Below are 20,300 nucleotides of genomic sequence, written 5' to 3' on the forward strand. Positions count from 1 at the left end.
AATACCTTCTTATTATCTAGTTTTGAAGGAACAACGTTCCTTTATTGTTTGGTGACGATAGCGAAGAGGTCACACCCGTTCCCATTCCGAACACGGCAGTTAAGCTCTTCAGCGCCGATGGTAGTTGGGGGTTTCCCCCTGTGAGAGTAGGACGCCGCCAAGCCATTCAAAAAGATCAGCCATACTTGGCTGGTCTTTTTTCTTTTACAAATAGATAGCGATTTAAAGATCAGCAAAGATGTTGGTCTTCTTTGTATTTGACCAGGTGTTTGGATTCGGCAGGAGAATTAATACACGTAATAGAATATTCTATTATAAAATAGGTTTTGTGTTTAACTGTTTAGGGTATTTAAGTAAGATATTTAAATTTTAGTGTGCATTAGGGTATGTAAGTACATATAATTTGGAGAAAATGGATAATACATTTAAATGAGTGCATTTAAGTTGCAAAATGCATTTTTCCTTGTATAATAATAGTCAAATATAGTCAAAGTCAGATTGGAGGAGGCTGAGTGAGAAACATATCTGATATTATCGAAACTTATTTGAAACAAGTACTAGAAATAAGTCAGAAAGATATCTTAGAAATTAAAAGAAGTGAAATAGCAGATAAATTTCAGTGTGTTCCTTCTCAAATCAATTACGTAATTAATACCAGGTTTACAATCGAAAGAGGTTATGTTGTAGAGAGTAAGCGTGGAGGCGGCGGTTATATACGGATCATGAAAGTGAAATCGCAGGATTACGTGCATCTTATTAACCAATTATTATCCCTTATTGGTTCTAGGGTAACTCAATCGATGGCTGAAGGTGTTATTTCTCGGCTTATGAGTGAAGAAGTTATAAATGAAAGAGAAGCCAAGATCATGATGAGCGTCATTGATAGATCGGTGATTTATATAGATTTACCCGACCGAGATGAGCTTAGGGCAAGGATTTTAACTGCGATGCTTACAACTTTAAAATATAAATAAAACTGGCAGAGGTGATGAACATGATTTGCCAAGAATGTCATCAAAGGCCTGCTACCCTGCACTTCACCAAGATCATTAATGGAAAAAAAACCGAGGTTATGATTTGTGAGAAATGTGCTCAGGAAAAAGGTGAAATGACTATGGTTGCAGGAGGACATGGTTTTTCAATAAATAATTTATTAGCAGGATTGTTGAATATGGAGTCGAATATTCAACAGACGAAGGCAAATGCATTTCCTAAGACAGAAGAGAAGCGCTGCCCTCATTGTCACCGATCCTATAAAGAGTTTGTCCACCTTGGTAAATTTGGATGTGCTGAATGTTATAAAACTTTCAACGATCAATTAAATCCGATTTTAAAGAGGGTTCATAGCGGCAATATTGCACATATAGGTAAAATTCCAAAAAGGATTGGTGGCACCATTTATCTTCGAAAACAAATTTCAGATTTGAAAGAGGTTTTAAAGGTTCACATCAATCAAGAGGAATTTGAGAAAGCAGCAGAAGTAAGAGATAAGGTTCGTTCCCTTGAAAAAAGGTATGAAGCACAAGAGGGAGGCGACGAATTATGAGTTTAGAAAAGTTTGTAGAAAACGCCTTGAGTTCCTGGATGAGTGCCGAAGGGCCTGAAATTGATATTGTATTAAGTTCTAGAATTCGGTTGGCCAGGAATTTCAAAGATTTCACCTTTCCTACCTCCTTTTCTAACGAAGAAGCTAAAGAAATCATTGAATTAGTAAAAAAAAGAATTGAAGAGGAAGTTACCCCGGAGATTGGTAAACTTGAACTTCTAGAGATTGACCAAATCAAACCACTAGAAAAGCGTGTTCTCGTTGAAAAGCATTTAATCAGTCCTCATTTAGTTGATGAATCAGCAAAAGGTGCTTGTCTTCTCTCAGAAAATGAAGAAATAAGTATCATGATCAATGAAGAGGATCATCTCCGTATTCAGTGTTTAATGTCTGGGCTGCAGCTAAAAGAAACGTTAAAGCTCGCAAATGTTCTTGACGATTGGATTGAAGAATCCATAGACTATGCATATGATGAAGAAAGAGGATACTTAACTAGTTGTCCAACTAATGTGGGAACAGGATTAAGGGCTTCGGTCATGATGCATCTGCCGGGCCTAGTCCTTACACAGCAGATGAATCAAATTATACCGGCTATCAATCAATTAGGGTTGGTAGTTCGAGGGATTTATGGAGAGGGCAGTCAAGCGTTAGGGAATATCTTTCAAATCTCTAATCAAATTACTCTCGGAAAGTCTGAAAGAGACATTGTTGAAGATCTAACGAGTGTAGTTCAACAAATCATTGCCCAGGAAAGGTCAGCAAGGGATGCATTAGTGAAGTCCTCTCACATACAATTAGAAGATAGAGTTTACCGTTCTTATGGGATTTTGTCTAATGCTCGAGTCATTGAGACTAAGGAAGCAACTACCTGTATCTCCGATGTTAGGTTAGGTATAGATCTTGGGTATATAAAAAATATTTCTAAAAGCATCTTAAATGAGTTGATGATATTAACTCAGTCAGGATTTTTACAAAAATACGCAGGTGGCCCATTAAGATCCCATGAAAGGGATATCCGTCGAGCAGCACTCATTCGAGAACGCTTAAACTTCACGGAAACTTCCTCCTCATAGAGGTTAATTACCTCTGAGTGAGTACCTATATTCATGTAATAAATGTAGTGCAATGAAGCCTCTGCCGTTACTTAGAGTAGCTTTACTCAAAACGAAAATTCTTAAGGAGGAATTCCCTATGATGTTTGGTCGTTTTACTGAAAGAGCCCAGAAAGTATTAGCATTAGCCCAAGAAGAAGCAATCCGCTTAGGACATAATAATATTGGTACAGAACATATTTTGTTAGGCCTGGTTCGAGAAGGCGATGGAATTGCAGCTAAAGCGTTATATGCTCTTGGTTTAGGAGCAGAAAAAATCCAGAAAGAAGTAGAAAACCTGATTGGCCGTGGACAGGATACTGCCCAAACAATACACTATACCCCAAGAGCTAAAAAAGTCATTGAGCTTTCTATGGATGAAGCAAGAAAATTAGGCCATTCATATGTTGGGACAGAGCATGTACTTCTTGGTCTAATCCGAGAAGGCGAAGGTGTTGCAGCCCGAGTACTGAACAACCTTGGAGTAAGCTTAAATAAAGCACGCCAACAGGTATTACAACTGTTAGGCAGTAATGAATCAGGTGGACATCAGGGGTCAGCAGCCTCAAATGCAAGCACACCAACCCTGGATAGTCTTGCCCGAGATTTAACGGCGATTGCTCGTGAAGGCAGCCTGGATCCTGTTATCGGAAGAAGCAAGGAAATACAGAGGGTCATTGAGGTATTAAGTCGTCGTACAAAAAATAACCCAGTATTAATCGGTGAACCTGGGGTTGGTAAAACAGCCATCGCTGAAGGTCTTGCCCAACAGATCATTAATAATGAGGTACCTGAAATCCTGCGCGATAAACGCGTTATGACACTTGATATGGGTACTGTTGTAGCTGGTACGAAATATCGTGGTGAGTTTGAGGACCGTTTAAAGAAAGTAATGGACGAAATTCGTCAGGCAGGCAATATCATCTTATTCATCGATGAGTTGCACACATTGATTGGTGCTGGCGGGGCTGAAGGTGCCATTGATGCTTCTAATATCCTTAAACCTTCATTAGCCCGTGGTGAATTACAATGTATCGGTGCAACGACTTTGGATGAGTACCGTAAATATATCGAAAAAGACGCTGCGCTAGAACGACGCTTTCAACCAATTCAAGTCGACGAGCCAACGATGGAAGAGTCCATTCAAATATTGAAGGGTTTACGTGACCGGTATGAAGCCCATCACCGCGTTTCAATTACGGATGAAGCGATTGACGCTGCAGTTAAATTATCTGATCGTTATATTTCCGATCGCTTCTTACCGGATAAAGCGATTGACTTGATTGATGAAGCAGGTTCAAAAGTACGGTTACGCTCATATACAACACCACCAAACTTAAAAGAACTTGAAGTGAAACTAGATGATGTTCGTAAGGAAAAGGACGCTTCCGTTCAAAGTCAAGAGTTTGAAAAAGCTGCTTCACTTCGCGATACAGAACAACGTTTAAGAGAACAATTGGAAGAAACGAAGAAAACATGGAAAGAAAAACAAGGGCAAGAGAACAGTGAAGTGACAGTGGACGATATTGCCCATGTCGTTTCCAGCTGGACGGGAGTTCCGGTCACTAAACTGGCGCAAACTGAGTCTGATAAACTGCTTAATATGGAATCAATCCTCCATGATCGTGTAATTGGGCAGGAAGAAGCCGTCATAGCGGTCTCTAAAGCGGTACGACGTGCAAGAGCAGGATTGAAAGATCCTAAGCGTCCAATCGGTTCATTCATCTTCTTGGGGCCTACAGGAGTTGGTAAAACCGAGCTTGCCCGTGCTCTAGCTGAATCCATCTTTGGTGATGAAGATGCCATGATAAGGATCGACATGTCTGAATATATGGAGAAACATTCAACTTCACGTCTTGTTGGATCACCTCCAGGATATGTAGGATATGAAGAAGGCGGACAGTTAACAGAAAAAGTGCGGAGAAAACCATATTCCGTCGTTCTGCTTGATGAAATTGAAAAGGCACATCCAGATGTTTTTAATATTCTTCTTCAAGTACTAGAAGACGGAAGGCTGACAGACTCTAAAGGCCGTACTGTCGATTTTAGGAATACGATTCTGATTATGACTTCAAATGTTGGGGCTTCTGCATTAAAAATTGATAAGTATGTCGGCTTTAACATCCAGGACACTGGCCAGGACTACAAAAATATGAAAGGGAAAGTGATGGAAGAACTTAAACGTGCCTTCCGTCCAGAATTCCTGAATCGTATTGATGAAACCATCGTGTTCCACTCGTTAGAGAAAGATCACTTGAAACAAATTGTTACATTAATGTCTAATCAGCTGACTACTCGTTTAAAAGAACAGGAAATATACTTGGAGCTGACAGATGCGGCTAGAGAAAAAATTGCTACGGAAGGCTTTGATCCTGAATACGGGGCACGTCCAATCCGAAGAGCGCTTCAGAAACATGTAGAAGATTATTTGTCCGAAGAGTTGCTGAAAGGTAATGTGAAAAAAGGGCAAACAGTCGTGATGGACGTTGTGAATAATGAGTTTGCAATCCGACAAGGCGAGCCTGTTAACGTAAGTGAATAATCTGATTCTAAACTTCGAGGTACACGCAGATTTTTTGCAGTGTACCTCTGTTTTTTATTCATAGGTAGAAATGTTCATATTTAAAATTTTTAAGCAATCAATATCTGGCGAAAAAAAGGGAAATATGGGTGCAGGAGTTATTTTCTAAAAAACTTATCATTAAGAAGGTTTAAATAAAACCGAGATATAATATCCTTTATATAGGTATTTTTTCAAATAGGAAGAGGAGTAATTATGGCTGCAAAAAAGAAAACGAAGTTTATGTGTCAGTCTTGTGGGTATGAATCGGCGAAGTGGATGGGAAAATGCCCGGGCTGTGGAGAATGGAATAAGATGGTCGAGGAAACCGAAATTGTTAAACCGGCTAGAAAAGGAGCTTTTACTCATTCAGAGGTTAGAGGTTCCGGGGAACGTGTGAAGGCGGCACCTATAACTACTATTCAGTCAGACAAGGAACCTCGGATTAAGACAGATTTAATGGAATTGAATCGTGCGCTTGGTGGCGGGATTGTGCAGGGGTCACTTGTGTTAATTGGAGGAGATCCGGGTATTGGTAAATCTACCCTACTTTTGCAAGTATCTTCACAGTTGGCGCATAAACAGAAAAAAGTGCTATATATTTCAGGTGAAGAATCAGTTAAACAGACCAAACTGAGAGCGGACCGGCTTGGGGTTATGTCAGAAAATCTACTCGTTTATGCGGAAACTGATATGGATTATATCCAACAGGCAATTCAAGAGGTAAATCCGGATTTAGTTATTATTGATTCAATTCAAACGGTGTATCATTCTGAAGTGACTTCCGCGCCGGGAAGTGTTTCACAAGTAAGGGAATGTACGGCATCGCTCATGCGTATTGCGAAGACGAATGGAATTGCGATCTTTATCGTCGGGCATGTTACGAAAGAAGGGGCGATTGCAGGGCCAAGGTTGCTTGAGCATATGGTAGACACTGTTTTATATTTCGAAGGAGAAAGACACCATACATATCGAATTATACGCGCGGTCAAAAACCGCTTTGGTTCGACAAATGAGATGGGTATTTTTGAAATGAAAGAACATGGTCTAGAAGAAGTCGCGAATCCCTCGGAAATTTTCCTTGAGGAACGGTCACAAGGTGCTTCGGGATCCACCGTTGTTGCGTCAATGGAAGGAACAAGACCGGTGCTTGTTGAAATTCAGGCATTAATTTCACCGACGAGTTTTGGAAATCCAAGGCGAATGGCTACTGGGATTGATCACAATAGGGTCTCGCTTTTAATGGCGGTCTTGGAAAAGAGAGTGGGTTTGTTATTACAAAACCAAGATGCGTACCTAAAGGTTGCTGGAGGTGTCAAGCTGGATGAACCGGCAATTGATCTGGCTGTGGCAATTAGCATTGCCTCAAGCTTCCGTGATAAACCAACAAATCCTGCCGATTGCATCATTGGAGAAGTTGGGTTAACGGGGGAAGTAAGAAGGGTGTCCCGGATCGAACAGCGAGTACAGGAAGCAGCAAAACTAGGGTTTGAACGGGTCATTATACCAGCTAATAATATAGGTGGATGGACAGCTCCAAAGGGTATTAAGATCGTTGGGGTTTCATCGGTTTCGGAGGCTCTTCATCATTCGTTAGGGGGGTAAAGATGACAGATAAAAAAGGGTATGAGAAAACAAAATTGGAGATTTTGCAAATTGTAGCCCCGGGTACCCCGCTTCGGGAAGGCATTGAAAATGTCCTGAGGGCAAATACGGGTGGGTTGATTGTAGTTGGATATAACGAAAAGGTGCGCACAATTGTAGATGGTGGCTTCCAAATTAATTGTAACTGTACCCCAAGTACATTATATGAGTTGGCGAAGATGGATGGAGCCATCATTTTAAATGAAAAGGCCGATACTATCATTTTCGCCAATGCTCAATTAGTACCTGATAATAGTACACCCTCCACTGAAACAGGTATGCGGCACCGGACAGCGGAACGTGTAGCCAGGGAGACCAAGTCTTTAGTAATTGCAATCTCACAACGTCGAAATGTAATTACTTTATATCAAGGTAATTTTCGATATGCCCTTAAAGATATTGGTGTCATACTCGCTAAGGCTAATCTAGCCATTCAAACCTTGGAAAAATATAAGGTGGTTCTGCAGCAGAGCATATCGGTGTTAGGAGCTCTGGAATTTGAAGAACTTGTGACCTATGCTGACCTTTTACAAGTATTTCATCGTTATGTTATGGTTCTTCGAATCAAAGCGGAGTTACTTACCTACCTAAATGAACTCGGTACAGAAGGACGGCTGATCCGTCTGCAAATGAACGAAATTCTGGCGGATATTGAAACGGAAGGAAAATGGCTTATCAAGGATTATACCTCTAGTAATGATGAAAAACCTGAAGAAATCATTTTCCGTCTTCAAGAGTTGGCCATGCAGGAACAATTGGACGAAAGCATACTTTTAAAAGTACTGGGCTATCATGGTTACATTCATCTTGATGAGGCTATACATGCCCGTGGATACCGGATTCTTCATAAAATCCCACGCTTGCCGGGTTTGATCATTGAAAATTTAGTGAAACAGTTCGAAAGCTTTAAGGAGGTCAATAAAGCGACGGTTGAAGATCTTGACGATGTAGAAGGTATTGGGGAAGTCCGTGCCAATAAAATTAGAGAAGGACTTCGTATTTTGAAAAATCAGCTTGTCACAAATCGAAGGATGTAAGGTGCAAACTTACATCTGAATTTTCCTATATTAGCTTGAAATTGATTGGTGTTTATTTTTGACACTCAAAACTTAGGGTGCTAGGCTAATAATACGAAAAAGAGAAGGAATCGTATTTGTAAATCCACTAATTCCTTAGGTGAATTTCACGTATATAATGAAAACGAATTTTCGAAGGTTTCATTTTTTTTTATTGGTCAATAATGAGTAGAGGGAGGTGAAAGGGATGTTAAAACGCATTATACAAGCATGCTTCTTAATAGTCGGTGGGACACTTGGTATGTTACTTATTCCGGAATTATTAATTGTTTTACATGCAGATGATATTGCTTTAATAAACAATCCTTATGTAAGTGTACTGTTGGGTGCCATTATCTTTTATCTTATTACTTTTTGGGCAGTAGATCATGTGATCTATTTTATGAAGTGGCTGGAGGAACAGCTTGTTAAGATACCAAGTACGGACATAATCTTTGGCAGCGTCGGTCTTTTAGTGGGACTACTTGCGGCATTTTTAGTTGGATCCGCTTTTAGTGCAATTAGGGTGCCTATTTTAAATACAGTAGTTCCTATCATCCTTACGCTTTTGTTTGGTTATCTTGGGTTTCAGGTTGGCTTTAAAAAACGTGATGAACTATTGAATTTATTTACGAAAAATAATAAGAAAAAAACTTCAGACGGTGAAGAGAGTGAAGAGGACGAAGAAGGTTACAGCAAGCGATTGAAGATCCTCGATACAAGCGTTATTATTGACGGTAGAATTGCAGATATCTGTCAGACAGGCTTCCTAGAGGGGACCATAGTAATACCACAATTCGTATTAAACGAGCTTCAGCACATTGCTGATTCCTCAGATGCTTTGAAAAGGAACCGCGGTAGACGTGGATTGGATATCCTTAACCGGATTCAAAAAGAACTACCGATTAAAGTAGAGATGTACGAAGGGGATTTTGAAGACATCCAAGAAGTGGACAGTAAATTAGTGAAGCTTGCCAAAATATCAGGTGGGATGGTTGTTACAAATGACTTTAATTTAAATAAAGTATGCGAGTTTCAAAATGTAGCAGTCCTTAATATTAATGACCTGGCGAATGCTGTTAAACCTGTTGTACTTCCTGGGGAAGAAATGAATGTGCAAGTCATTAAGGATGGGAAAGAGCAGAATCAAGGCATTGCTTATTTAGACGACGGTACGATGATTGTTGTCGAAGGTGGTCGTGATCATATTGGAAAACGCATTGATGTACTTGTGACAAGTGTACTGCAAACCTCAGCAGGTCGGATGATTTTTGCTAAACCGAAACTATTAGAAAAAGCATTATAAAGAAGAGTAGGAGAAACCGTTATGTTTTATGAAGTAGTGATACCTGCAGCTGGACAAGGAAAACGAATGAAAGCGGGCAAAAATAAACTTTTTATTGAACTATCAGGTACCCCGATTATTGTTTATACACTTCGTGTTTTTGAAGAAGATCCTAACTGTCGGGGGATTATCCTTTCGATAAATCCGGCAGAAGAGGATTATTTCATACAAATGATAGCGACTTATGACCTTAAGAAGGTCAAGAAACTCGTGACAGGCGGCAAGGAACGTCAACAGAGTGTTTATAATGGGCTAAAACATGCAGGAGAAGAAATTATCCTGGTCCACGACGGTGCTCGCCCTTTTATCGATCAGGTGCAAATCAGTGAATTAGCGTCTTCTGCTTCCCTTCATGGAGGGGCGGTCATTGCGGTTCCAGTAAAGGATACCATAAAAAAAGCCGCCGATAAAAAGGTTCTAGAAACGGTGGAACGATCAAGCTTGTGGGCGGTACAAACTCCACAAGCTTTTCGTGTATCTATATTAAAAAGGGCGCATGAACAGGCGGAGTTAGAGTCATTTTTAGGTACGGACGATGCAAGTTTGCTAGAACGGATCAACGAACAGGTAGTTATTATTGAAGGCACTTATGATAATATTAAAATTACGACACAGGAAGACCTTTATTTTGCAGAAGCGATTTTACATAAACAACAACTTTGATGATAGGGGAGAATAAGATGTTTCGAATTGGACAAGGATATGACGTTCATCAGCTTGTAGAGGGAAGACCTTTAATTATTGGTGGGATTACAATTCCTTATGAGAAAGGGTTACTTGGCCATTCGGATGCGGATGTGCTTCTACATACTGTTGCCGATGCTTGCTTAGGGGCAATTGGTGCAGGAGATATTGGTAAGCATTTTCCGGATACTGACCCGGAATTTAAAGACGCTGATTCGGCAAAACTGCTGCAGTATATTTGGGCGATTGTAAAAAAAGAAGGCTATGTACTAGGGAATGCTGATTGTACAATCATTGCACAAAGTCCGAAGATGGCTCCATATATTGAAGAAATGCGAGTCAGGATTGCAGAACTTTTAGATGCTTCAGTTGATCAAATCAATGTAAAAGCAACCACAACCGAGAAGCTTGGATTTACTGGCAGAAGTGAAGGAATTGCGGCACAGGCTGTTGTCTTATTGGTTAAATCAAACTAAATTCGTTTTTAGAGTGGATGCCTTTATCCCAATGAATTTAAATGATAAAATAAACGATAGAAAAGAAAGACTGGGAGGTCTAGATATATCATGAGCAGCGATATTCGAGTTCGCTATGCACCGAGTCCGACTGGACATTTACATATAGGAAATGCACGGACGGCTTTATTTAATTATTTATACGCACGAAATAAAGGCGGGAAATTCATCATCCGGATTGAAGATACCGACAAAAAGAGAAATATTGAAGGCGGCGAAGAAAGTCAGCTGAAATATTTAAAATGGCTTGGTATGGACTGGGACGAAGGTGTTGATATTGGCGGGGAATATGGCCCGTATCGTCAATCAGAGAGAAACGACCTGTACCAAGAATTGTATCAAGAGCTTCTGAACAAGGGCTTGGCTTATAAATGCTATTGTACGGAAGAGGAACTTGAAGCAGAGCGGGAAGGACAGGTTGAACGTAATGAAACACCAAAGTATTCAGGGAAGTGCAGGCATTTAACTGATGAAGAGCAAGTGAAACTAGAGGCAGAAGGCAGAAAGCCTAGCGTTCGTTTTGCCGTTCCTTCGGGTAAGGTCCTTACGTTCAAAGATATGGTTAAGGATGATGTATCGTTTGAGACAGATGGTTTTGGAGACTTTGTTATCGTTAAAAAAGATGGTATTCCAACTTATAACTTTGCGGTAGCGGTGGATGATCACTTGATGAAGATTTCCCATGTTCTTCGCGGTGATGATCATATCTCCAATACTCCAAAGCAATTAATGATTTATGAAGCATTCGGTTGGGAACCGCCTGTGTTCGGTCATATGACTCTAATTGTAAATGAAAGCCGAAAAAAACTAAGTAAACGTGATGAATCGATTATTCAATTCATTGAGCAATATGAAGAGTTGGGTTATTTGCCTGAAGCGTTATTCAACTTCATTACTTTACTAGGATGGTCACCGGGCGGCGAGGAAGAGATCTTCTCAAAAGAAGAGTTTATTAATCTTTTTGATGCTGATCGATTGTCTAAATCGCCTGCACTTTTCGATAAGCAAAAGCTTACTTGGATGAATAACCAATATGTGAAGCAATTGGATGAGGATCGTGCAGTGGAATTGTCTATGCCACACTTAATCAAGGCTGGGAAGGTTTCTGCGTCCCTAACTGCTGAAGAAGAAGAGTGGGTACACGGGCTTGTTTCTCTTTATCAAGAGCAGATGAGCTATGGAGCGGAAATTGTTGAGCTGTCTGAACTATTTTTCAAGGATGAGGTCGAGTTTGAGACTGAAGCGAAAGAAGTCCTAGCAGAAGAACAAGTACCAGAAGTCATGAATGCTTTCCTTCAAGAAATCGAAGGGCTGGAGGAATTTAAGGCCGACGAAATCAAGAAGTCAATTAAAGCTGTACAAAAAAGCACAGGGCATAAAGGGAAAAAATTATTCATGCCAATTCGTGCAGCTGTGACTGGTCAAACACATGGACCTGACTTGCCTAAAGCTATTTCATTACTTGGCAAAGAAAAAATTAAACAACGTATTCAAAGTATTTTATATTAACAATTTGTCAAAAATGTAATATAGTATTTAATAATCTTACAAAAGAACGCGTAGATGGGGAGAAGTAAGTAAACGAAGCTTATTAGAGAGAACCATAACCTGCTGAAAGTGGTTCAAGCCTCTCGTTTTCTGAAATGCACCCTTGAGTCCTTTGCTGAACTAACCTCTAGTAGGCACAGGCGGAATATCCTCCGTTATAGGGATAAAAGTTGGGAATGGAAAAACAGGGGTGCTTTTTACCTGCTGGAAACCATTCCAAACAGAGTGGAACCGCGCTTAGAGCGTCTCTGTCTATTAGGACAGAGGCGCTTTTTTATATGCTTTAAAAGGTTTATGAGGGGATGTTAGAAAAGGAAGGAACATAGGGGGGAATCATTTTGTTCAAGATGTTTAAAGAGGATATCGAAGTGGTTTTTGATCAAGATCCTGCTGCGCGTAGTTATTTTGAAGTTATTTTAACGTATGCTGGTTTACATGCAATTTGGAGTCATAGAATGGCTCACGCACTTTTCAAGAAGAAGTTTTTTTTCCTAGCGAGAAGTATTTCTCAGATCAGTCGGTTTTTTACCGGGATTGAAATTCACCCAGGGGCTACTATAGGCCGTCGATTTTTCATTGACCATGGAATGGGGATCGTCATTGGTGAAACATGTGAAATTGGCGACAATGTGTCTGTCTTTCAAGGGGTCACGCTTGGAGGAACAGGTAAGGAAAAGGGAAAACGCCATCCTACGATAAAAGATAATGTATTGATTGCAACAGGAGCAAAAGTGCTGGGTTCCATCACTGTCGGTGAAAACTCAAAAATCGGTGCAGGTTCTGTCGTTTTAAAGGAAGTACCTCCTAATTCAACGGTGGTAGGCATTCCAGGTAAAGTAGTCATTCGAGATGGTATCAAAATCAATAAAGACTTAAATCATTCAGATCTTCCTGATCCGATTGCTGACCGTTTCAAGGAAATGGATAAAGAAATCCTTGCCTTAAGAGCGAAGTTGGCTGAGCAGAGGCAGGAAGAAAGGAGTTTATAATATGGCAATTAAAATATATAACACAGTTACAAGACAGAAAGAAGCCTTCGTTCCGATTGAAGAAGGAAAGGTGAAAATGTATGTGTGCGGACCTACTGTCTACAATTACATTCATATTGGAAATGCTAGACCCGCAATAGTATTTGATACCGTTCGAAGATATTTAGATTATCGTGGGTATGAAGTTCAATTTGTTTCGAATTTCACAGATGTTGATGATAAACTCATTCGCGCAGCAAAAGAATTGGGGGAAGATGTCCCGACCATTTCAGAACGTTTTATTAAGGCGTATTTTGAAGACGTTTCTGCGCTTGGTTGCAAAAAGGCGGATGCACATCCGACCGTGATGGAGAACATGGATACAATTATTGAATTTATTTCGGCATTGATTGAAAAAGGATTCGCTTATGAATCTGAAGGTGATGTGTACTACCGAACTCGTAAATTTGAAGGGTATGGAAAGTTGTCCCACCAATCCATCGATGAGCTGCGAGTTGGGGCACGCATTGAAATTGGTGAGAAAAAACAAGATGCCCTGGATTTTGCCCTTTGGAAAGCGGCTAAGGAAGGTGAAATATCTTGGGAGAGTCCATGGGGTAAGGGGCGTCCTGGTTGGCATATCGAATGCTCTGCCATGGTCAGAAAGTATTTGGGTGATACAATTGATATACACGCAGGCGGCCAAGATCTAGCTTTTCCCCATCATGAAAATGAAATTGCACAATCTGAGGCATTAACGGGCAAGACCTTTGCGAATTATTGGATGCATAACGGGTATATCAATATTGATAATGAAAAAATGTCTAAGTCCTTAGGCAATTTTGTTCTTGTGCATGAAATCATTCAGATGCATGATCCACAAGTGCTACGCTTCTTCATGTTATCCGTACATTACCGCCATCCTATCAATTACAGCGAAGAAGTACTAGAGAATGTAAAAGCGGCACTTGATCGTTTAAGAACATCTTACCAAAACTTAAAGCATCGTCTGCAAGTAAGCGATGGGTTGACTGAGAATAATGATGTTTGGCTGGAGAAAGTAAATGCGTTACATGAACAGTTCATTCAAGAAATGGACGATGATTTTAACACAGCTAACGCGATATCCATTCTCTTTGAACTGTCCAAGCAAGCAAATTATTACTTGATGGAGAAAAATACCGACAAGGAAGTAATTGAGGCTTTCCTTGAAGAATTCCAAACACTGTTTTCAGTTCTAGGTTTGTCTCTAGAAGAAGAAGGGTTGTTGGATGAAGAAATTGAAGGCTTGATTCAGCAGAGAATTCAAGCGCGGAAAGATCGCAACTTTGGGTTATCTGATGAAATTCGTGACCGCTTGAAAAACATGAATATTATATTAGAGGATACCCCTCAAGGTACAAGATGGAAAAGAGGGTAATTGATGCTTCATTACGATAATAAAGTAGATGAAAAAATGTTAAACAGTCTTGCTCTAGCCTATATAGGTGATGCCGTATATGAAACGTATATCCGGCATCATCTCATTCAAAAAGGAGCGGTCAAGCCTAATCTTCTTCACAAAAAAGCAACATCTTTTGTATCAGCTAAAGCTCAAAATAGGATTATTCATTTTTTCTTGGAGTCAGGTTGGTTATCAGAAGAAGAATCCGCTGTCGTCCGTCGCGGCCGTAATGCGAAATCCGGTTCGGTTCCGAAGAATACAGATGTGCAAACGTATCGTTACAGTACGGCCTTTGAGGCTCTTATGGGCTTTCTGTATCTATCCGGTCGAATAGAAAGAATGGAAGAGCTTATTAGAAAATCTATTGAATTCATTGAAGAAGAAAAGGGGAGTAACCCATGAGTGAAGAATACATCATTGGAAGAAACCCCGTATTGGAAGCACTTCGCTCCGAACGGGATATAAATAAAATTTGGATAGCAGAAGGCTCACAAAAAGGGTCAATGCAACCACTTATTGGTCTTGCTAAAGAAAAGAAGGTATTTGTGCAAATTGTTCCAAAGAAAAAAATTGATCAAATGGCAGATGGTATTCATCAAGGTGTTGTCGCACAAGTGGCGGCTTATGAATATGTAGAATTGGATGACTTATTCGCCAAAGCGGCAGAACGGGATGAAGCGCCATTTTTCATGATTCTTGATGAAGTTGAAGATCCACATAATTTAGGATCAATTATGAGAACAGCAGATGCTGTCGGAGCCCATGGAATCATTATTCCAAAACGGAGAGCAGTGGGATTAACGGCAACAGTAGCGAAAGCATCGACCGGTGCAATTGAGTATATTCCAGTTGCTCGTGTTACGAATTTAGCAAGAGCAGTTGAAGAGTTAAAAGAGCGTGGTGTCTGGATTGTCGGTACAGATGCGAAAGGTAGCGATGATTACCGTAACATGGACGGCAAGATGCCCATTGGACTTGTAATTGGTAGCGAAGGTAAAGGAATGGCCCGTTTAATGAAGGAAAAATGCGATTTCCTCATCCGTCTCCCTATGGCAGGACAAGTAACGTCGTTAAATGCATCGGTAGCAGCTGGTTTATTGATGTATGAGGTCTATAGAAAAAGAAATCCTTTAGGCCAATAATGGGATGAATATTCTGTTAGTGGACGGTTACAACATTATTGGGGCCTGGCCGGAACTGAGAGAATTGAAAGAACGGGATCTTGCTGCTGCAAGGGACCGGTTAATTGAAATGATGGCGGAATATCAAGCCTTTACCGGGTATCGCGTAATTGTCGTATTTGACGCCCAATATGTTCAAGGAATTGCCCGGATATTCAAAAATCATAAGGTAGATGTAATTTTTACAAAAGAAAATGAAACTGCTGATGAGAGAATAGAAAAGATGGCCATTGAACTGAATAATATCAAAACGCAGATTCAAGTGGCGACTTCCGACTTCACGGAGCAGTGGGTGATATTTGGCCAAGGGGCTCTAAGGAAATCTGCCCGCGAACTTCTTATTGAGATGGAAGAAATTCAAGGGGAAATTGAGAAAGATGTAAAAAAAACAACCATAATAAAACCCGCTGCTAAAATCCCTTTAAGTGAAGAAGTTGCAGAAATTTTCGAAAAATGGCGTCGAGGGAAGATTTGAACCATTGACGGGTAATTTTTACCTGCTGTATAATATTTCTATCTGAGTCAGGTCAGGGGGATATAATGTGGGTCTCAAATTCGGAATGAAACTGAACGAAAAGTATCTGCAGTTTGATGATGATGAATTGATAGAGTTGGTACACACTGGAGACAGTGAAGCGCTGGATTACTTGATCCAAAAGTATCGTAATTTTGTTAGAGCAAAGGCAAGGACTTATTTCTTAATTGGTGCAGATAAGGAAGACATCGTTCAAGAAGGTATGATTGGTTTATATAAAGCCGTCCGTGATTTTAAAGGTGATAAGTTATCCTCCTTTAAAGCGTTTGCCGAACTATGTATTACGAGGCAGATCATTACAGCTATTAAAACAGCAACGCGTCAAAAGCATATTCCGCTCAATTCCTATGTTTCCCTGGACAAGCCTATTTATGATGAGGAATCCGATCGAACTCTTATGGATATAATATCGGGTACAAAAGTTTTAGACCCGGAAGAGCTGATTATCAATCAAGAAGAGTTTGACGATATCGAATTAAAGATGGCCGAGCTTCTGAGTGATCTGGAGAGAAAAGTGTTAGCTCTTTACCTAGATGGACAAACTTACCAAGAGATTTCGGAAGAGTTGAACCGACATGTGAAGTCAATCGACAACGCCCTTCAGCGGGTGAAAAGAAAGCTCGAGCGCTATTTGGAAGTAAGGGAAATCAGTTTATAATCCCTCCGCTTTTTCCGCTTAATCTCATCTGTCCCATCTCCACTTGGAAGTTTTATTCACTAAGATTTGAAATTGGATGTTAAGAAACAAAGGTTTTCGATACACGATTATCTATACTGGGATGGGCTCAGCCCGCTTTATTATTGACAATAAAAGACAGTCGTGATAAGGTTTTATGGATATAGTAGATAGGATAGGTGTATCAAATGAGAAAAAAAATTGTTCTAGCTTGTACTGAATGTGGTTCAAGAAATTATAGTTATGAAAGTAATCAATCAACAAGCAGCGAACGCCTTGAAATAAAGAAATTTTGTAGTACATGCAATTCACACGCGATTCATAAGGAAACGAAATAACCGTTTTATTAATAGATTAACAAAGAAGCTGTCTAATGCTTGGAGGATACATTCATGAAACGCTTGACCGAATTTTTCAGCGGAGTGGCTCGCGAAATGCAAAAAGTAAGCTGGCCGAAACGCAAAGAGCTTACCAAATATACAATCGTGGTAGTAACAACTGTATTGTTTATGGCTTTATTCTTTACGGTGGTAGATTTGGGCATTTCCGAATTAATTCGCTTAGTTATTGAATAAGAGATTCGAAAATAAGGTATAATAGTGATAGAATAATATGTGTCAGCAGAAAAGCCCGGAAACGGGTTTTTTAATTTGTCTTTTTTAAGAAGTGAAGAAGTTCAAAATTCAGCACTGCTGTAAAATGAATTATCACAATATATTCTAGTTAAGTCGGGATAACGCCGGGGATTGATTTTTGGCTAAAACGTTCAAAGATAAAGTTTAATAAAGAAAATGATTGTTGCAGGGAGGGAAGGACGTTAAAGTCCTAACACATGGAAAAGAATTGGTATGTAGTTCACACCTATTCAGGTTATGAGAACAAGGTTAAGGCTAACTTGGAAAAACGTGTTGAAACAATGGGGATGGAAGACAAAATCTTTCGAGTTGTAGTTCCTGAAGAAGAAGAAACAGAAATTAAAGATGGCAAAAAGAAAGTAACGAAAAAGAAAGTATTCCCAGGGTATGTACTAGTGGAAATCATTATGACGGACGATTCCTGGTATGTAGTTCGGAATACACCTGGCGTAACAGGTTTTGTGGGTTCGTCAGGAGCTGGATCTAAACCGACAGCGCTTCTTCCTGAAGAAATTGAAGTCGTTCTTAAGCGGATGGGCGTTGATGAAAGCAAAATCGAAGTTGATTTTGAAATCGGCGATACCGTTCAGGTTAAAGAAGGACCATTTGCAACCTTTGCAGGTCCTATTGAAGAACTTGATAAAGATAAAGGTAAAGTAAGAGTTCTAGTTAATATGTTTGGCCGTGATACGCCAGTTGAACTTGACTTTAATCAAGTGGAAAAATTATAAACGGAAAAAAACTTGAAATTGCCATTTGAAAGTGGTAAAATTTCAAAGGTCAGTATGTTTCAATTTTTAGGCCTCAACGATACAAGTATTCTTTATTAATATATAAAGAATTCAAGATGAGTGGGAGGGTATATCCCTATTACCACATCACGGACTTATAAGGAGGTGTGTCTCGTGGCTAAAAAAGTAATTAAAATGGTTAAATTGCAAATTCCTGCTGGTAAAGCGAATCCGGCTCCCCCAGTTGGTCCTGCATTAGGTCAAGCTGGTGTAAACATCATGGGATTCTGTAAGGAGTTCAACGCTCGTACAGCAGATCAAGCTGGTCTAATTATTCCTGTTGAAATCACGGTATTTGAAGACCGTTCATTTACATTCATTACAAAAACTCCACCCGCTGCTGTATTGCTTAAGAAAGTAGCAGGTATTGAGTCTGGTTCTGGTGAACCTAACCGTAAAAAAGTTGCTACAGTCAAGCGTGATCAAGTGCGCGAGATTGCTGAAACTAAAATGCCTGACCTAAACGCTGCAAACGTTGAAGCTGCAATGCGTATGGTTGAAGGTACTGCTCGCAGCATGGGTATTGTCATCGAAGACTAATCCATGTAATTGCTATTTGTTTCTACGGGGTTGCGATTGATACTCGCAACCTTTATTCGTGGGAGGTTATACCGTTAAAACCACAATTTAGGAGGATTTATATCATGGCGAAAAAAGGTAAAAAGTATCTTGAAGCAGCTAAGCTTGTAGAAGTTTCTAAGGCTTATGCTGTAACTGAAGCAATTGAAGTTGCTAAAAAAGCTAACTTCGCAAAATTCGATGCAACTGTTGAAGTGGCTTTCCGTTTAGGTGTAGACCCTAAGAAAGCAGACCAACAAATTCGTGGAGCAGTTGTTCTACCGAATGGTACTGGTAAAACTCAACGCGTATTAGTATTCGCTAAAGGCGAAAAAGCAAAAGAAGCTGAAGCTGCTGGTGCTGACTACGTTGGCGAATCTGACTACATCAACAAAATCCAACAAGGTTGGTTCGAATTCGATGTAATCGTTGCGACTCCAGACATGATGGGTGAAGTTGGTAAACTTGGTCGCGTTTTAGGACCTAAAGGTTTAATGCCTAACCCAAAAACAGGCACAGTTACATTTGATGTAACAAAAGCTGTTAACGAAATCAAAGCTGGTAAAGTTGAATACCGCGTAGATAAAGCTGGTAACATCCATGCTCCAATCGGTAAAGTATCTTTCGAGGATGCTAAACTAGTGGAAAACTTCACTACTATCTATGATACGTTAATGAAAGTGAAACCTGCGGCTGCTAAAGGAACTTACATGAAAAACGTTTCTGTAACAACTACAATGGGCCCTGGTGTGAAAGTTGATTCTTCTTCTTTCAATAAATAATTGACATTCCAAAACTATTATTGTTATAATATGTTTTGTTGTGAATAAATGAATATCATTTGTACCGTAGACAGTAGGTGCTCAACTAGAGCTTAATTCCCTGCCGAGGTAATTCGATAATAATAGTCGTTGACTATGACCTTTGAAATTACTGCCTTCATGTCTGCAATAGAGATGAAGGCTTTTTCTTTGAAACGGTATAAATGTTTTCAAGCAAATCTACAGGAGGTGTAAGGATGAACGCAATTATTGAACAAAAGCAAAAAATCGTTGCTGAGATTTCTGAAAAATTAACTGCAAGCCAATCAACAGTAGTTGTTGACTACCGTGGATTGACTGTTGCTGAATTAACAGAACTTCGTAAGCAACTTCGTGATGCTGGCGTTGAGTTTAAAGTTTACAAAAACTCTTTAACTCGTCGTGCTGCTGAAAGTGCTGAACTTAGCACTTTGAACGAATCATTAACAGGACCAAACGCAATTGCATTCTCAACTGAAGATGTTATTGCGCCAGCAAAAATCCTTAACGATTTTGCGAAAAAACATGAAGCGTTAGAAATCAAAGCTGGAGTTATCGAAGGAAATGTTGCAACTGCAGAAGAAATTAAAGCTCTTGCAGAACTACCTTCACGCGAAGGCCTACTTTCAATGCTACTCAGCGTGCTACAAGCACCTATGCGCGGACTTGCTATTGCTACAAAAGCAGTTGCAGATCAAAAAGAAGAACAAGGCGCGTAAGCTAA

General features: G+C 39.9%; 22 protein-coding genes, 1 rRNA gene and 2 other annotated features. All 23 genes read left to right on the forward strand.

The features are described from left to right. The first annotated feature begins 47 nt into the window (after nt 1-47). Nucleotides 48-163 (forward strand): 5S ribosomal RNA (gene rrf, locus NST21_RS00540). A gap of 349 nt (nt 164-512) precedes the next feature. After that, nucleotides 513-974 carry a CtsR family transcriptional regulator gene (locus tag NST21_RS00545; protein WP_053349092.1) on the forward strand — a complete coding sequence of 154 codons (462 nt, stop codon included), beginning with the start codon at nt 513-515 and terminating at the stop codon, nt 972-974. Nucleotides 975-994: 20 nt separating this feature from the next. Next, the gene (locus NST21_RS00550; RefSeq protein WP_056521789.1) at nt 995-1,546 is read left to right on the forward strand and encodes a UvrB/UvrC motif-containing protein; all 552 of its coding nucleotides are present in this window, start codon (nt 995-997) and stop codon (nt 1,544-1,546) included. Then, entirely contained in the window at nt 1,543-2,619 is a 1,077-nt protein-coding gene (locus NST21_RS00555) for a protein arginine kinase (RefSeq protein WP_340887284.1), read from the forward strand. Before NST21_RS00550 ends, NST21_RS00555 begins: the two co-directional genes overlap by 4 nt. 118 nt (nt 2,620-2,737) lie before the next feature. Then, nucleotides 2,738-5,179, forward strand: coding sequence for an ATP-dependent protease ATP-binding subunit ClpC (clpC, locus tag NST21_RS00560; RefSeq protein WP_056521792.1), 2,442 nt, complete (start codon nt 2,738-2,740; stop codon nt 5,177-5,179). Nucleotides 5,180-5,413: 234 nt separating this feature from the next. Further along, complete coding sequence (gene radA / locus NST21_RS00565) at nt 5,414-6,802, forward strand: DNA repair protein RadA (RefSeq protein ID WP_340887286.1); 1,389 nt, start codon at nt 5,414-5,416, stop codon at nt 6,800-6,802. 2 nt (nt 6,803-6,804) lie between these two features. Further along, nucleotides 6,805-7,878, forward strand: a complete 1,074-nt coding sequence (disA, locus tag NST21_RS00570) for a DNA integrity scanning diadenylate cyclase DisA (protein WP_053349087.1) — start codon at nt 6,805-6,807, stop codon at nt 7,876-7,878. Between the two features lie 226 nt (nt 7,879-8,104). Beyond that, on the forward strand, nt 8,105-9,202 hold the full coding sequence (locus NST21_RS00575) for a PIN/TRAM domain-containing protein (protein WP_056521799.1): 1,098 nt from the start codon (nt 8,105-8,107) through the stop codon (nt 9,200-9,202). Nucleotides 9,203-9,223: 21 nt separating this feature from the next. Further along, on the forward strand, nt 9,224-9,904 hold the full coding sequence (ispD, locus tag NST21_RS00580) for a 2-C-methyl-D-erythritol 4-phosphate cytidylyltransferase (RefSeq protein WP_056521802.1): 681 nt from the start codon (nt 9,224-9,226) through the stop codon (nt 9,902-9,904). 17 nt (nt 9,905-9,921) lie between these two features. Next, a complete protein-coding gene (gene ispF / locus NST21_RS00585) occupies nt 9,922-10,401 on the forward strand; it encodes a 2-C-methyl-D-erythritol 2,4-cyclodiphosphate synthase (RefSeq protein ID WP_056521805.1) in 480 nt (159 codons plus the stop codon). Nucleotides 10,402-10,491: 90 nt separating this feature from the next. After that, nucleotides 10,492-11,949, forward strand: a complete 1,458-nt coding sequence (gene gltX / locus NST21_RS00590; protein WP_056521807.1) for a glutamate--tRNA ligase — start codon at nt 10,492-10,494, stop codon at nt 11,947-11,949. A gap of 42 nt (nt 11,950-11,991) precedes the next feature. Then, nucleotides 11,992-12,241, forward strand: a binding site (T-box leader). Between the two features lie 85 nt (nt 12,242-12,326). Then, nucleotides 12,327-12,977 (forward strand): serine O-acetyltransferase, encoded by a 651-nt coding sequence (gene cysE / locus NST21_RS00595; RefSeq protein WP_340887290.1) that lies wholly within the window; start codon nt 12,327-12,329, stop codon nt 12,975-12,977. 1 nt (nt 12,978) lies between these two features. Continuing rightward, nucleotides 12,979-14,376 carry a cysteine--tRNA ligase gene (gene cysS / locus NST21_RS00600; protein ID WP_056521812.1) on the forward strand — a complete coding sequence of 466 codons (1,398 nt, stop codon included), beginning with the start codon at nt 12,979-12,981 and terminating at the stop codon, nt 14,374-14,376. A 3-nt stretch (nt 14,377-14,379) separates the two neighbouring features. Further along, complete coding sequence (locus NST21_RS00605) at nt 14,380-14,802, forward strand: Mini-ribonuclease 3 (RefSeq protein ID WP_053349080.1); 423 nt, start codon at nt 14,380-14,382, stop codon at nt 14,800-14,802. Further along, entirely contained in the window at nt 14,799-15,542 is a 744-nt protein-coding gene (rlmB, locus tag NST21_RS00610) for a 23S rRNA (guanosine(2251)-2'-O)-methyltransferase RlmB (RefSeq protein ID WP_056521815.1), read from the forward strand. Before NST21_RS00605 ends, rlmB begins: the two co-directional genes overlap by 4 nt. A 4-nt stretch (nt 15,543-15,546) precedes the next feature. Continuing rightward, nucleotides 15,547-16,056: an NYN domain-containing protein gene (locus tag NST21_RS00615; protein WP_053349078.1), complete on the forward strand. Its 510-nt coding sequence runs from the start codon at nt 15,547-15,549 to the stop codon at nt 16,054-16,056. Nucleotides 16,057-16,141: 85 nt separating this feature from the next. After that, on the forward strand, nt 16,142-16,774 hold the full coding sequence (gene sigH, locus NST21_RS00620; RefSeq protein ID WP_098175004.1) for an RNA polymerase sporulation sigma factor SigH: 633 nt from the start codon (nt 16,142-16,144) through the stop codon (nt 16,772-16,774). A gap of 206 nt (nt 16,775-16,980) precedes the next feature. Next, nucleotides 16,981-17,130: a 50S ribosomal protein L33 gene (gene rpmG, locus NST21_RS00625; protein WP_082527447.1), complete on the forward strand. Its 150-nt coding sequence runs from the start codon at nt 16,981-16,983 to the stop codon at nt 17,128-17,130. A 54-nt stretch (nt 17,131-17,184) separates the two neighbouring features. Beyond that, the gene (secE, locus tag NST21_RS00630; protein ID WP_053349076.1) at nt 17,185-17,367 is read left to right on the forward strand and encodes a preprotein translocase subunit SecE; all 183 of its coding nucleotides are present in this window, start codon (nt 17,185-17,187) and stop codon (nt 17,365-17,367) included. Between the two features lie 257 nt (nt 17,368-17,624). Beyond that, entirely contained in the window at nt 17,625-18,158 is a 534-nt protein-coding gene (gene nusG, locus NST21_RS00635) for a transcription termination/antitermination protein NusG (protein WP_053349075.1), read from the forward strand. 174 nt (nt 18,159-18,332) lie between these two features. Further along, nucleotides 18,333-18,758 carry a 50S ribosomal protein L11 gene (gene rplK, locus NST21_RS00640; protein ID WP_053349074.1) on the forward strand — a complete coding sequence of 142 codons (426 nt, stop codon included), beginning with the start codon at nt 18,333-18,335 and terminating at the stop codon, nt 18,756-18,758. A 104-nt stretch (nt 18,759-18,862) separates the two neighbouring features. Beyond that, entirely contained in the window at nt 18,863-19,558 is a 696-nt protein-coding gene (gene rplA, locus NST21_RS00645) for a 50S ribosomal protein L1 (RefSeq protein ID WP_056521819.1), read from the forward strand. A 46-nt stretch (nt 19,559-19,604) separates the two neighbouring features. Continuing rightward, nucleotides 19,605-19,755: a sequence feature (ribosomal protein L10 leader region), on the forward strand. A 39-nt stretch (nt 19,756-19,794) separates the two neighbouring features. Beyond that, nucleotides 19,795-20,295 (forward strand): 50S ribosomal protein L10, encoded by a 501-nt coding sequence (gene rplJ / locus NST21_RS00650; protein ID WP_056521822.1) that lies wholly within the window; start codon nt 19,795-19,797, stop codon nt 20,293-20,295. Nucleotides 20,296-20,300: the final 5 nt, after the last annotated feature.

This window comes from Peribacillus sp. FSL K6-1552 (assembly GCF_038005205.1).
Taxonomy (GTDB): domain Bacteria; phylum Bacillota; class Bacilli; order Bacillales; family DSM-1321; genus Peribacillus; species Peribacillus butanolivorans.

Excerpts from the sequence above, each read along its gene's own strand:
- NST21_RS00550 (WP_056521789.1), top strand. The coding sequence starts at position 995 with ATGATTTGCCAAGAATGTCATCAAAGGCCTGCTACCCTGCACTTCACC.
- NST21_RS00555 (WP_340887284.1), top strand. The coding sequence starts at position 1,543 with ATGAGTTTAGAAAAGTTTGTAGAAAACGCCTTGAGTTCCTGGATGAGT.
- clpC (WP_056521792.1), top strand. The coding sequence starts at position 2,738 with ATGATGTTTGGTCGTTTTACTGAAAGAGCCCAGAAAGTATTAGCATTA.
- radA (WP_340887286.1), top strand. The coding sequence starts at position 5,414 with ATGGCTGCAAAAAAGAAAACGAAGTTTATGTGTCAGTCTTGTGGGTAT.
- disA (WP_053349087.1), top strand. The coding sequence starts at position 6,805 with ATGACAGATAAAAAAGGGTATGAGAAAACAAAATTGGAGATTTTGCAA.
- NST21_RS00575 (WP_056521799.1), top strand. The coding sequence starts at position 8,105 with ATGTTAAAACGCATTATACAAGCATGCTTCTTAATAGTCGGTGGGACA.
- ispD (WP_056521802.1), top strand. The coding sequence starts at position 9,224 with ATGTTTTATGAAGTAGTGATACCTGCAGCTGGACAAGGAAAACGAATG.
- ispF (WP_056521805.1), top strand. The coding sequence starts at position 9,922 with ATGTTTCGAATTGGACAAGGATATGACGTTCATCAGCTTGTAGAGGGA.
- gltX (WP_056521807.1), top strand. The coding sequence starts at position 10,492 with ATGAGCAGCGATATTCGAGTTCGCTATGCACCGAGTCCGACTGGACAT.
- cysS (WP_056521812.1), top strand. The coding sequence starts at position 12,979 with ATGGCAATTAAAATATATAACACAGTTACAAGACAGAAAGAAGCCTTC.
- NST21_RS00605 (WP_053349080.1), top strand. The coding sequence starts at position 14,380 with ATGCTTCATTACGATAATAAAGTAGATGAAAAAATGTTAAACAGTCTT.
- rlmB (WP_056521815.1), top strand. The coding sequence starts at position 14,799 with ATGAGTGAAGAATACATCATTGGAAGAAACCCCGTATTGGAAGCACTT.
- NST21_RS00615 (WP_053349078.1), top strand. The coding sequence starts at position 15,547 with ATGAATATTCTGTTAGTGGACGGTTACAACATTATTGGGGCCTGGCCG.
- sigH (WP_098175004.1), top strand. The coding sequence starts at position 16,142 with ATGAAACTGAACGAAAAGTATCTGCAGTTTGATGATGATGAATTGATA.
- rpmG (WP_082527447.1), top strand. The coding sequence starts at position 16,981 with ATGAGAAAAAAAATTGTTCTAGCTTGTACTGAATGTGGTTCAAGAAAT.
- secE (WP_053349076.1), top strand. The coding sequence starts at position 17,185 with ATGAAACGCTTGACCGAATTTTTCAGCGGAGTGGCTCGCGAAATGCAA.
- nusG (WP_053349075.1), top strand. The coding sequence starts at position 17,625 with ATGGAAAAGAATTGGTATGTAGTTCACACCTATTCAGGTTATGAGAAC.
- rplA (WP_056521819.1), top strand. The coding sequence starts at position 18,863 with ATGGCGAAAAAAGGTAAAAAGTATCTTGAAGCAGCTAAGCTTGTAGAA.
- rplJ (WP_056521822.1), top strand. The coding sequence starts at position 19,795 with ATGAACGCAATTATTGAACAAAAGCAAAAAATCGTTGCTGAGATTTCT.